At 68.3% G+C, this 12,071-nt stretch carries 9 protein-coding genes; 3 read left to right on the forward strand and 6 right to left on the reverse strand.

What is annotated here, in order from left to right:
* Positions 1-4 precede the first annotated feature (4 nt).
* Both AB3X08_RS12220 and ispG read right to left on the reverse strand, forming a co-directional pair.
* Positions 5-715 (reverse strand): phosphatase PAP2 family protein, encoded by a 711-nt coding sequence (locus tag AB3X08_RS12220; protein WP_369932862.1) that lies wholly within the window; start codon positions 713-715, stop codon positions 5-7.
* Positions 696-1,961: a flavodoxin-dependent (E)-4-hydroxy-3-methylbut-2-enyl-diphosphate synthase gene (gene ispG, locus AB3X08_RS12225; protein ID WP_369932864.1), complete on the reverse strand. Its 1,266-nt coding sequence runs from the start codon at positions 1,959-1,961 to the stop codon at positions 696-698. The genes AB3X08_RS12220 and ispG overlap by 20 nt, the downstream gene beginning before the upstream one ends.
* A gap of 104 nt (positions 1,962-2,065) precedes the next feature.
* Between ispG and AB3X08_RS12230 the strand changes: the two genes are divergently transcribed.
* The 3 genes from AB3X08_RS12230 (at position 2,066) to AB3X08_RS12240 (ending at position 5,778) form a co-directional block, all read left to right on the forward strand.
* Positions 2,066-3,289 (forward strand): ATP-binding protein, encoded by a 1,224-nt coding sequence (locus AB3X08_RS12230; RefSeq protein ID WP_369932865.1) that lies wholly within the window; start codon positions 2,066-2,068, stop codon positions 3,287-3,289.
* The gene (locus AB3X08_RS12235) at positions 3,286-3,852 is read left to right on the forward strand and encodes a response regulator transcription factor (protein ID WP_369932867.1); all 567 of its coding nucleotides are present in this window, start codon (positions 3,286-3,288) and stop codon (positions 3,850-3,852) included. The genes AB3X08_RS12230 and AB3X08_RS12235 overlap by 4 nt, the downstream gene beginning before the upstream one ends.
* 138 nt (positions 3,853-3,990) lie before the next feature.
* Positions 3,991-5,778: a putative bifunctional diguanylate cyclase/phosphodiesterase gene (locus tag AB3X08_RS12240; protein ID WP_369932869.1), complete on the forward strand. Its 1,788-nt coding sequence runs from the start codon at positions 3,991-3,993 to the stop codon at positions 5,776-5,778.
* A 70-nt stretch (positions 5,779-5,848) separates the two neighbouring features.
* On the opposite strand, the gene AB3X08_RS12245 is transcribed toward AB3X08_RS12240, so the two are convergent.
* The 4 genes from AB3X08_RS12245 to AB3X08_RS12260 form a co-directional block, all read right to left on the reverse strand.
* The gene (locus tag AB3X08_RS12245) at positions 5,849-7,411 is read right to left on the reverse strand and encodes a sodium/sugar symporter (protein ID WP_369932871.1); all 1,563 of its coding nucleotides are present in this window, start codon (positions 7,409-7,411) and stop codon (positions 5,849-5,851) included.
* A gap of 344 nt (positions 7,412-7,755) precedes the next feature.
* Complete coding sequence (locus AB3X08_RS12250) at positions 7,756-10,338, reverse strand: glycoside hydrolase family 3 protein (protein ID WP_369932873.1); 2,583 nt, start codon at positions 10,336-10,338, stop codon at positions 7,756-7,758.
* Between the two features lie 573 nt (positions 10,339-10,911).
* Positions 10,912-11,664: a hypothetical protein gene (locus tag AB3X08_RS12255; protein WP_369932874.1), complete on the reverse strand. Its 753-nt coding sequence runs from the start codon at positions 11,662-11,664 to the stop codon at positions 10,912-10,914.
* A gap of 172 nt (positions 11,665-11,836) precedes the next feature.
* The gene (locus AB3X08_RS12260) at positions 11,837-12,058 is read right to left on the reverse strand and encodes a hypothetical protein (protein ID WP_369932876.1); all 222 of its coding nucleotides are present in this window, start codon (positions 12,056-12,058) and stop codon (positions 11,837-11,839) included.
* Positions 12,059-12,071: the final 13 nt, after the last annotated feature.

Consider the following 12,071-nt stretch of genomic DNA (forward strand, 5'->3'; position numbering starts at 1 on the left):
CCCCTCAGGCCGCCGCGCGCCGGCGCCGCCAACGCGGGCGCCGTTCGCCGCGGAACATCAGCAGATATAGCCCCAGCACCCAGACCAGCGCCGCACACCAGCCGCCGAGAATGTCGGAGGGGTAATGCACGCCGAGGTAGATGCGCGACACGCCGACCAGCAACGCAAACGTGCTGGCCAGCAGCAGCACCGGCCAGCGCCAGCGGGTGCGCCAGGCCAGCGCGATCAGCACCGAGGCCAGGGTCATCGATCCCATCGCATGGCCGCTGGGGAAACTGAAGGTATGTTCCGGCGCGATCGACTCCCACAGGCTGGGCCGGTCGCGCTGGAAGAACTGCTTGGCACTCAGGTTCAACAGCGCCGAACCGACGAAGGAGAACGCGGCGAACATGGCCTCGCGCCAGCGCCGCAGGCCCAGCAACAGCAGCACGATCAGCGTGTCCAGCGGGATCACCCCGTACTGGTAGCCGGCCTCGGTGACGACGCTGAAGAACCGGTCCCAGCCTGGCGAGGCCAACGCACGCATGCTCCACAGCAGCGGTTCGTCGAAATAGAAGTTTTCCAGTTCGTGGACTTCGTCGGCCAGCGCCACGAACACGCCCATCGGCAGCAACACGCCGGCGAACAGCAGACCGATGCGCCAGGCGTTGCGGCGCAGCCAGTGGCGCACGCCGGCGGCGCGCTCGGCCGGGGCTTCACCCGGCGCGGCGGACATACTTGGTTGCGACGTAGTCGTCGATCAGCGCGACGAACTCGTGGGCGATGTTCTCGCCGCGCAGAGTGACGGTCTTTTCGCCATCGACGAACACCGGCGCCGACGGCGCCTCGCCGGTGCCCGGCAAGGAGATGCCGATGTTGGCGTGGCGCGATTCGCCCGGACCGTTGACCACGCAGCCCATCACCGCCAGGGTCATGTTCTCGGCGCCAGGATGGTTCACCTTCCACTCCGGCATCTTCGCGCGGACGTGGTTCTGCACCACCTTGGCCAGCTCCTGGAAAAATTCGGAGGTGGTGCGGCCGCAGCCCGGGCAGGCAGTGACCAGCGGGGTGAAGGCGCGCTGGCCGGTGGTCTGCAGCAATTCCTGGGCGACGATCACCTCCTGCGTGCGCGACTGCCCCGGCTCGGGGGTCAGCGAGATGCGGATGGTGTCGCCGATACCTTCCTGCATCAGCACCGCCAGCGCCGCGCTGGAGGCGACGATGCCCTTGCTGCCGATGCCGGCCTCGGTCAGGCCCAGGTGCAGCGCGAAATCCGAGCGCTGCGCCAGGTCGCGGTACACCGCGATCAGTTCCTGCACGCCGCTGACCTTGCAGCTGAGCACGATGCGGTCGCGGCCCAGGCCCAGTTCCACCGCGCGCTCGGCCGAATCCAGCGCCGAGCGGATCAACGCCTCGCGCAGCACGCGGCCGGCGTCCCACGGCGTGTCGCGGCGCGAATTCTCGTCCATCAGTTGCGCCGCCAGGGCCTGGTCCAGCGAGCCCCAGTTGGCGCCGATGCGCACCGGCTTGTCGTACTTCAGCGCGAACTCGATCAGCTGCGCGAACTGGGTGTCCTTCTTCTTGCCGAAACCGACGTTGCCAGGGTTGATCCGGTACTTGGCAAGCGCCTCGGCGCAGGCCGGTTCGGCAGCCAGCAACTGGTGCCCGTTGTAGTGGAAGTCGCCGATCAGCGGCACCTCGATGCCCATCATCCGCAGCTTGTCGACGATGCGCGGGATCGCCGCGGCCGATTCGGCGTTGTTGACGGTCAGCCGCACCAGTTCCGAGCCGGCGCGCCACAACTCGGCCACCTGCTTGACCGAGGAGGCCACGTCGGCGGTGTCGGTGTTGGTCATCGACTGCACCACGATCGGCTTGCCGCCGCCCATGACGATGCCTCCGACGCGGACCGGCTGGGTGGAACGGCGCGCCCAGGGCGCGGCGTCGCTGGGGGGGGTGGGTCGGCTGACGGCGTCGTACATGGGCGCATTTTAGCGCGCGCGGGGGTCCGTGCCCCACCCTGGCAGCGGGGACTGCGACGGTTTGTCGCAGACAGCCGTGCGCGCCAGCGCATACGATGCGCGCCATGACCTCCACCGATGCCTCGTTCCTGCGCACCCTGTGCAGCCTGCGCTGGCTGGCCACCGCCGGGCAGGCAGCGACGATCCTGGTCGCGACCTGGGCGATGCGGCTGCCGCTGCCGCAGGTGCCGTTGTGGTCCGGCGTGGCCGCGCTGACCCTGTTCAACCTGTATGCGCAGCTGCGGCTGCGCCATGCCGACACCGCCGCGCCGGCCACCGCCTTCGGCCATATCCTGGTCGACGTGACCGTCCTCACCTGGATGGTCGGCTGGAGCGGCGGCATCGGCAACGCCTTCGGCTCGCTGTTCCTGGTGCTGATCGCGCTGGCCGCGCTGGCCCTGCCGCTGCGCTGGGCGCTGGCGGTGGCGGCGGCCTGCGTGGCCGGCTATGCGGTCAGCGCCCTGTTCGGCCTGCCGCTGCCGCGCGGACCGCACCAGGCGCTGGATCTGCAGCGCTGGGGCATGGCCGCCAACTTCCTGCTGTCCACCATCGTGGTGCTGGTGTTCTCCACCCGCCTGGCGCTGTCGCTGCGCGAACGCGAGCGCGAGCTGGCGCTGCTGCGCGAGCGCTTCACCCGCAACGAAGGCATCGTCGCCCTGGCCACCCATGCCGCTTCGGTCGCGCACGAGCTGAACACGCCGCTGGCGACGATGACCCTGCTCACCGACGACATCGTCGAGCAGAGCGATCAGCCGGAACTGCGCGAGGACCTGGAAACCCTGCGCGAACTGCTGGTGCAGTGCCGCGAACGGGTGCTGGCGCTGGCCGCGCCGGCGCAGCGTCCCGGCGGCGGCACGGTGTCGCTGGCGCATGTGCTGCACCAGTGGCAATTGGTGCGCCCGACCGTGCAACTGCGCCGCAACGACGACGCGCCGCTGCAGCTGCGCCTGGAAAGCGCGATCGGCCACCTGTTGCAGGTGCTGCTGAACAACGCCGCCGATGCCGGCGAACGCGCCGGCCATCCGCAGGTGGACCTGAGCGTGCGGGTCACCGGCAGCGAACTGGTCGGCGAGGTCCGCGACTACGGCGGCGGCTTCGACGCCAACCAGGTCGCGCTGCCGGCCACCCTGTTCCGCAGCGGCAAGCCCGACAGCATGGGCGTGGGCCTGGCGCTGTCGCATGCCACCATCGAACGCCTGGGCGGCGAACTGTGGACCCAACCGGCGCCGGACCACGGCGCGCGGGTCGGGTTTCGCCTGCCGCTGCTCGCCCTGGAGACGCCCGCATGAGCATCGACGCCCCGCTGGGCCTGCTGGTCGACGACGACCCGCTGTACCTGCGCACCCTGCAACGCACCCTCGCCCGCCGCGGGCTGGAAACGCTGACCGCCGACAGCGGCGCCGCGGCGCTGGCCCTGGCGGCGGCGACGCCACCGGCCTATGCGCTGATCGACCTCAAACTCGGCGACGAATCCGGCCTGTCGCTGATCCAGCCGCTGCGCGCGATCCGCGCCGACATGCGCATCCTGTTGGTCACCGGCTACGCCAGCATCGCCACCGCGGTGGAGGCGATCAAGCTCGGCGCCGACGATTACCTGCCCAAGCCGGCCACGGTGCAGATGATCCTGCGCGCGTTGAGCCTGGAGGCGGACAGCGCCGAGGACGACGATGCCATCGACCCGCCGGACGCGATGACCCCGCTGAGCCGGCTGCAGTGGGAGCACATCCAGCAGGCCATGCACGAAACCGGCGGCAACGTGTCGGCGGCCGCGCGCCTGCTCGGCATGCATCGCCGCTCGCTGCAGCGCAAGTTGGCCAAGCGGCCCAGTCCGCAACGCGAGCCGCAACGCTGAGCGCGTGGCGGCAACGGCGATGCCGCCATGCCGGGCCGGCGTTCACGCGCCGCCCACCTTTCCGACCCGCGGCTGTTCGACGGTCGTGTTCCGCCGTCGAGCGACTCAAGTGCTGCGGCGGCGCGCCGCTAACCTGGCATGCATTCCTCAGCTCCCCCGCTGTTGCCCGACGAAACGAAGAGGCTGGCCACCCTGCGCCAGCTATGCCTGCTCGACACCCCGGCCGACCGCGTCTTCGACCTGATCACCCAGCTGGCCTCGCGCACGCTGCATGCGCCAATCGCCCTGGTCTCGCTGATCGACGAACAGCGCCAGTGGTTCAAGTCCCGGGTCGGCCTGGACGCGCCGCAGACGCCGCGCAGCCAGGCCTTCTGCGCGCACGCGATCCACAGCCCCGAGCTGCTGGTGGTGGCCGACGCGCGGCAGGATCCGCGCTTTCGCGACAACCCGCTGGTCACCGGGCCGCCGTTCATCCGCTTCTACGCCGGCGCGCCATTGATACTGGCCGACGGCACCGGCCTGGGCACGCTGTGCGTGATCGACCCCGAACCGCGCCATGCATTCGATGCGCAATCGCGCGAGACCCTGCAGGAGCTGCGCGACCTGCTGTTGCTGCGGATCGAGACCCTGCGCAACACCGGCTACGTCGATGCGCTGACCGGCCTGCCCAACCGTAGCCGCTTCAACGAAGACCTGACCATGTGGCTGTCGTTGCAGAACGCGGACCAGCACCACACCGGCGTGGCGGTCGATGTCTGCGGCACCGAGTATTTCCGCGACATGGTCAAGGCATTGGGCTGGGAATATGCCGAAGGCTACCTGCTGGCCACGCGCGACCGATTGCTCAAAGCGCTGGACGGACTGCCGGCGTACCGAATCGACACCACCAGTTTCGCCTTCGTGGTGGAGGGCAACGACCCGGCGCAGCTGGCGCAGTGCTGCGAACGCGTGTGCAGCGCCTTCGCCGAGGCGATCGACCACCAGGGCATTCCGCACGCCGCGACCCCGTCGCTCGGCGCGGTGCGCCTGGACGGCGCGTTGAGCGCCAACCACACGCTGCGCTCGCTGACCACCGCCGTGGACATGGCGCGCCAGCGCGGCCTGCCCTGGAGCCTGTACGAACGCGGCCATGACGCCACCCAACGCAACGCGTTCCGCATCCTGGCCGCGTTGCCGGAGGCGCTGGGCGCACGCGACCAATTGAGTCTGCACTACCAGCCGCGGGTCAGCCTGCACAGCGGCGAATGCGTCGGCGTGGAGGCGCTGCTGCGCTGGCAGCATCCGCTGCTCGGCAACGTGGCCCCCAACGAATTCATCCCGTTGGCGGAAAAGACCGCGCTGATGAGCCGGGTCACCGCCTGGGTGCTGCAGGCCGGCATCGCCCAGGCCGCGCTGTGGCAGCGGCAGGGCCATCGCTTCAGCGTCTCGCTGAACATCTCGGCGGTGGATCTGGAACAGGCCGACTTCATCGCCACGCTGCGCGAGTTGCTGGCGCGGCATGCGCTGGAACCGGGCCGCCTCGAAATCGAATTCACCGAGAGCGCGATGATCCGGCATCCGCAGCGCGCGGCCGAACAACTGCAGGAGATCAGCACGCTGGGCGTGAAGATCGCCATCGACGACTTCGGCAGCGGCTACAGCAACCTCAGCTACCTCAAGCGCATCCCCGCCAGCGCGCTGAAGATCGACCAGTCGTTCATCCGCTCGCTGCCGGGCAGCCACAAGGACTGCATGATCGTGCCGTCGATGATCCGGCTCGGCCACGACTTCGGCCAGCAGGTGGTGGCCGAAGGCATCGAGACCGAGCAGATCTACGAGATGCTGCGCGACTGGGGCTGCGACGAAGGCCAGGGCTACTGGATCGCGCGGCCGATGCCGGCGGCGGCGCTGGACGCGTGGCTGGAAACGCCATGGCGCGACGACTGAGCCCGCGCCGCGGCTGAGCCTGCGGCGGCGGCCACACCACGCGGCCGCCGCGGCAATGCTCAGGCCGCGCTCACCAGAACACCGTGTACAGCGCGATCAGGATCGCGACCACGACCACCGCCCCGATCTTGAAGCCGAGCGTGGTGGCGTAGCCGACGTCGTCGGTGCGGATCAGGTCGCGCGCCTGCCTGGCCGGGGTCAGCAGCGACACCACCACTGCCAGCACCAGCGCCGCCACGAACACCACGCCGATGCGGTCCATGAACGGCAGTTCCGGCCAGGCGACCTTGAGCGCGAACGACAGCACCACCGACCCGATCGCCGCGGTCAGCGCACCGGCTTCGTTGGCGCGCTTCCAGAACAGGCCGAGCATGAAGATCACCACAACGCCCGGGGTGAAGAAGCCGGTGAATTCCTGGATGAACTGGAAACCCTGGTCGAAGTTGCCGAGCAGCGGCCGCGCGGTGAGCACGCCGACCAGCACCGCCGTCACCGCGGCGATGCGGCCCACCCGCACCAGCCGCTTCTGTTCGGTCTGCGGGCGGAACTTGGCGTAGAAGTCCAGGGTGAAGATGGTCGCCACCGAATTGATCTTCGACGCCAGCGACGCCACGATCGCCGCCACCAGCGCCGCGAACACCAGGCCGAGGATGCCGCTGGGCAGCAGCTGCATCATGGTCGGATAGGCCTGGTCGGGCTTGGCCAGGTCCGGCGCCAGCACCACCGCGGCGATGCCCGGCACCACGATCACCAGCGGCATCAGCAGCTTCAGGAACGCGGCGAACACGATGCCCTTCTGCGCCTCGCCGATGTCCTTGGCGGCCAGCGCGCGCTGGATGATGTACTGGTTGAAGCCCCAGTAGCTGATGTTCATCACCCACAGCCCGCCCAGCAGCACGCTCAGGCCCGGCAGGTCCTTGTAGAACGGGTTGTCCTTGGTCAGGATCATGTGGAAGTGTTCCGGATGCGCATTCCACAGGTGCTTGAAGCCGGCCAGCACGCCGGCGCCGTCGCCGATGCGCGACAGGGTCAGCCCGGCCACCAGCAGCCCGCCCAGCACCAGCAAGGTGACCTGCACGATGTCGGTCAGCGCCACCGCCTTGAGCCCGCCGTACAGCTGGTAGACCAGCGCGAACACGCCGATCAGCGCCAGCGCCAGGGTCTGGTCCATGCCGGTGACCTGACTCACCGCGATCGAACCCAGCCACAGGATCGAGGTCAGGTTGACGAACACGTACAGCAGCAGCCAGAACACCGCCATCAAGGTGCGGATCCACTTGCCGTAACGCTGCTCCAGGAACTGCGGCATGGTGTAGATGCCGTTGCGCAGGAAGATCGGCAGGAAGAACTTGCCGACGATCAGCAGGGTCAGCGCCGCCATCCATTCGTAGGACGCGATCGCCAGGCCGATCGCATAGCCGGAACCGGCCATGCCGATGATCTGCTCGGCGGAGATGTTGGCCGCGATCAGCGAAGCGCCGATCGCCCACCACGGCAGGGTCTTGCCGGCCAGGAAGTAATCCTCGGCGCTTTTGCTGTGCCCGGCCTTCTCCCGCGATACCCACTGTGCGAGCACGAAGATGCCCGCCAGGTAGACCAATACGATCGCAATATCCAACGTCGCCAGACCCACTGCACTTCTCCCACGGGCCGAGGCCCTTTCGCCTGTGTATCGATGCACCCATCCGCACAGGACGGGCGTTGTCTTTGCATGGCCGAGCGCGAACGCGAGCGGCCGCTGCCGTCGCTTGGTCGCGCATCGGTCGCCGCGCGGAACGTTTGCCGCGGCGCGTCCCGTCGCCAGTTGTCGTTCCTGCATCCGCTGCCGCATCGGCGGCCGCGCCGCGAGCGGTTGGCGCAGCGCTGCACTATCCGTCTTCGCCGCAGTCCTGGCGGCCGCCCTGCCCCGCTTGCATCCGTATCGGCGCAGCCGGCGCCAGCCGCCGACGGCGCCGCTGCGGTCCCGTCAGGCGCGCATCAGCGCACCGGGCAGTCGACCACGCTCTGCGCGTCGTTGCTGGCGCCCAGCGCGATCCGCGACAGCGCCAGGTCCAGCGTGCCGTCGCTCTCGATCGCCGGCAGCCGCTCCAGCCTGGAGACGTCGGCGCCGGCGACGCTGAAGCACTTCAACGGCACGCCCAGCGTGCGCCACTCGCCCTTGGGCAGCGCCGCCAGCGCCTTGCCCAGATCGACCTGGGCCGCGCAGCCGTTGCCACAGGCCACGCCGATGCGCGCGCCGGCGCTCGGCGCCGCATCCACCTTCAAGGTCAGGATCAACTGCACGTCGCCATTGCTCTCGCGCGAGACGTCCAGCGGCTTGGGCAGTACCAGCGCCATGCCGGCCTTGCCCTTGCCCGACCACGCGAAGCGGCGCGCGTCTTCCTGCGCCTTGTGGTCGATCGCGGTGACCTTCAGCGATCCGTCGGCCAGCGCCGCCGGCATCGTCGCCGCCGGCAGATTGGCCTGGCTGGCGCCCTGCAGGATCAGGTTGATGCCCGGCGCCGGCTTGCCGCGGTCGAAATACACCCCGCCTACCGCCTGCGCGCCGGACACGCCGGAGACTTCCGACAGGCGGGTCAGATCGCCCTTGTCGGCGTAGCGCAGGCCATAGCCGAACGCGAACTGCGGGTTGTAGTTCTTCTGGCCGACGTTGTTGGCGTACTGGGTCGCGGTGCGCGGCCAGAAGAAGCTGAGCTTGCCGTGGAAGTCGTACTGGATGCCGCCATCGGGCTTGCGCAGCAGCACGTCGGCGACGCCGCCGCCTTCCGAACCCGGCAGCCATGCGGCGACGAACGCATCGGCGGCATTGATCTCGCGGTTCACCCACAGCGGACGCCCGCTCAGGAACACCGCCACCACCGGAATGCCGTCGGCCTTGAGCTTCTTGATCAGCTGCAGGTCGCTGTCGTCGCCGGGCTTGTACAGCAGCGTGGCGATGTCGCCCTGGAATTCGGCGTAGGGGTTCTCGCCGAACACCACCACCGCCACGTCCGGCTTGGCCTGGTACTTGCCGTCGGTCGCCAGCTCGGCGCTGCCGCCGGCGGCCTTGACCTGTTGCTGCAGGCCTTCCCAGATCGTGTTGCCGTTCGGGTAGTCGGCGCGCTTGGTGCCGGTGCCCTGCCAGTTCAGCGTCCAGCCGCCGGACTGCTTGCCCATGTCGTTGGCGCCGTCGCCGGCGACCAGCAGCTTGAGCTGCGGCTTCAGCGGCAACAGCTGCTTCTGGTTCTTCAGCAGCACCAGCGACTCGCGCACCGCCTGCCGCGCCACCGCGCGGTGCTCGGGCGCGCCGAGCAGTTCGAACTTGCCGCCGAGCGGGCGCTGCGACGGTTTGCCGGCCTCGAACAGGCCCAGCCGCAGCTTCACCCGCAGGATGCGCCGCACCGCGTCGTCCAGCCGCGCCATCGGGATCTCGCCCGACTTGACCGCCCTCACCGCGTTCTCGTACACGCCCTTCCAGCTGTCCGGCGCCATCAGCATGTCCACGCCGGCGACGAACGACGCCGGGCAATTGTCCTTGCTGCAACCGGGCACCTGCGCATGGCCGTTCCAATCGCCGACAACGAAACCGCCGAAATGCATCTGCCCTTTCAGCACGTCGGTCAGCATCGGCGTGTTGCCGTGCATCTTGACCCCGTTGAAGCTGTTGAACGAGGCCATCACCGTCTGCGCGCCGGCGGCGATCGCCGGTGGATAGCCGGCGCCGTGGATGTCGCGCAATTGCTGCTCGGTGACGCGCGTGTCGCCCTGATCCTTGCCGTCGGTGGTGCCGCCGTCGCCGAGGAAATGCTTGACCGAGGCGATCACGTGCGAGCCGTCGAGGAAACCGGGCTGCCCGGGCACGCCCTGCAGCCCTTCGACCACCTTGCCGGCGAAGCTGGCGACCACCTCGGGCGATTCGGAATAGCCCTCGTAGGTGCGGCCCCAGCGGTCGTCCTGCGGCACCGCCACGGTCGGCGCGAAGGTCCACTCCATGCCGGTGGTGCGGGTCTCGGCGGCGGTCACCGCGCCGATCTTGCGCATCAGCTCCGGGTCGCGGGTGGCACCCAGGCCGATGTTGTGCGGGAACAGCGTGGCGCCGACGATGTTGCTCTGCCCGTGCACCGCGTCGATGCCGAAGATGATCGGGATCGCCGGTCCGGCCTTGCCCTTCTCCATCGAGGCTTCGTAGTAAGCGTCGGCCAGTTTCAGCCATTCCGCCGGGCTGGCGTCGTACTTGCCGCCCGGATCGGAGTTGCCGCCGGCCAGCACCGAGCCGATGTGGTACTTGCGCACGTCGTCCGGGGTCATGCTGGCGATGTCGCCCTGCACGGTCTGCCCGACCTTTTGCTCCACCGTCATCTGAGCCATCAGCTTGGTGATGCGCGCCTCCAGCGCCGGATCCTCGGCCAGCGGCCAGGCCGGCGACGGCCATTGCTGCGGATGGATCGACGGCGCGGCAGCGGCGGCGGCTGGAGCCGATTGGCCGGGGCCGGCCGCGGCCAGCGCCAGCAGGCCCAGCGCGGCGGCGGTAGCCAGCGCATTGCGAATCGGCGCAGACACGCCAGCGGACTGTCTTTGCAAGGTCTTCCCTCCCAGGAACGATGAGTGCGGCGTCCGCCGCGCCACGGCCGGAGCGGTCCGGCACGCGATCAGGCGCCTACGCTTTCGCAATCGGTGAACGGTGTCAACCGACAGCGGGGATATGCCATGCGCGCACTGGCATATCGGATTGCGCTATAGCGACGGAATACCTTCTGAGCGACAGCTTCCGCGCCAGGCCGCCTGTGGGTCGTCACTCGCGCCCATCCCGCCCGGCAGAATTGCTGCAGCACAGCATGACAAGGACTCTGCGTTGCGCAAACCCGGGCACATGTACCTTCTCTCCCAACGGCACTGAGGCCTCACGAGAAACCCGCGCGCAAGGCCTGCGGCACATCCCGATGGGTGGTCGCGCCGAACGCGAGGAACACGGCACTGCCGGCCGAGGACGGCTGTCCGGCATTCCCGACGTTGCCGCTCAATGGCTCGCGGACAGGTCCCAAGACCTGACGCAGCACTCGACGACTTCGGCCGGATCGAACCACATACCTCCCGCTTGCAGCCTAGCCTTGTGCGTGACGGCGGCCGCAGCTGATCGCCGGCCCGCTCAGCAGGCTAGAACTCCGCTTCCTTGCTCGTTGGGTTGAACGTTTGCCAACCCAGGTCGTTACCGACGCTGAGAAACCCTGTCCCACCGGATAGCCCTTGCGCTTGCAGACCTGGTGCCTGCACGACCGAAGAATAATCCGCAAAAAAATCGGGCTTGCGCCATTGCGCGGAAATCGATTCGCGGCTGCCACCCAGGTCGTTGTTCCAAGCAATGGCTTTTTGCGAAGTCGGCGGACCGAATTTGCGCCTGAGCAGTTCCATCACGCGTTGCTGCGCCTCAAACCCGGTCGTATTGAAGCGCAAGGCGATCACCCGCCCATTGCGCAACAAGAACAGGCCGCCCGTACCTTCCAAGGAAAACGCATCGCCCGCGCCCGCACCGATCGACAGGCCGATCGGCGCGATCCACGCCGGGAACTCAGCCTTGGCGAAGACCAGGTAACCATATTCGCCTGGCCCGAACTCGGTGTCGCCCACCGCCATGCGCGTCGTGCCGGGCGCTATGCACAAACCTGTTGCGGGCAGCGTGGCCTTTGCCGGCTCGGGCGGCGGCGCCGTCAGCTTGTTGAACATCCTGCTCCCCAAGCCTTTGTTGCTGGCGCGCGCAGGCGGCGGTGGCAAGGAAATCTGGCAAACGGGAAACGCGAGCGGCGCTCCCAATTTGATGCCGAATATGTCAGGTTCCGCCGCCAACACCGGCGTACAGGAAAGAACGGACAGGAATACGGCAAGCGAACCGACAACCAAAGAAAAACGCATCTGGCAAGCATCCATGCAGCGTTTGGGTTAGAGGCGATCGAGTATACGTGCGTCGCTGCTGACGGATTCTGCGGATTTCGACAGCATGCCAGGCCGGACAGCAGTCCAAGCCGCTTTTTCACGTCAAACAAACGATGCCATCGTCCGGCAACAAGAAAGGCGGCGCGCCTGACTACCGATCTTCGGCCGATGCGGGCGCCGCATCCTCGAAACCCTCGTTGGAGGCCGGCACCAACAGCTTCACGCACCTCTCGCAGGCGATGTCGATCTTCTCCAGGCAATCGCGGACCAAGGCATCCTGGCCCGTCTCGGCCGCGCGCTTGGCCAGGCGCCCAGCCATGCAGATGGCGTTGACCTCGTTCCGAATGTCGTGCATCAGTTCTTGCTCGCTCATCGTCTTTTCCCTC

The organism is Xanthomonas sp. DAR 34887, assembly GCF_041245805.1.
GTDB classification, from domain to species: Bacteria; Pseudomonadota; Gammaproteobacteria; order Xanthomonadales; family Xanthomonadaceae; genus Xanthomonas_A; species Xanthomonas_A tesorieronis.

Bases quoted from the DNA above. Each gene is read 5' to 3' on its own strand.
- AB3X08_RS12240 (WP_369932869.1), top strand. From the start codon at position 3,991: ATGCATTCCTCAGCTCCCCCGCTGTTGCCCGACGAAACGAAGAGGCTG.
- AB3X08_RS12235 (WP_369932867.1), top strand. From the start codon at position 3,286: ATGAGCATCGACGCCCCGCTGGGCCTGCTGGTCGACGACGACCCGCTG.
- AB3X08_RS12220 (WP_369932862.1), bottom strand. From the start codon at position 715: ATGTCCGCCGCGCCGGGTGAAGCCCCGGCCGAGCGCGCCGCCGGCGTG.
- AB3X08_RS12230 (WP_369932865.1), top strand. From the start codon at position 2,066: ATGACCTCCACCGATGCCTCGTTCCTGCGCACCCTGTGCAGCCTGCGC.
- AB3X08_RS12260 (WP_369932876.1), bottom strand. From the start codon at position 12,058: ATGAGCGAGCAAGAACTGATGCACGACATTCGGAACGAGGTCAACGCC.
- AB3X08_RS12255 (WP_369932874.1), bottom strand. From the start codon at position 11,664: ATGCGTTTTTCTTTGGTTGTCGGTTCGCTTGCCGTATTCCTGTCCGTT.
- ispG (WP_369932864.1), bottom strand. From the start codon at position 1,961: ATGTACGACGCCGTCAGCCGACCCACCCCCCCCAGCGACGCCGCGCCC.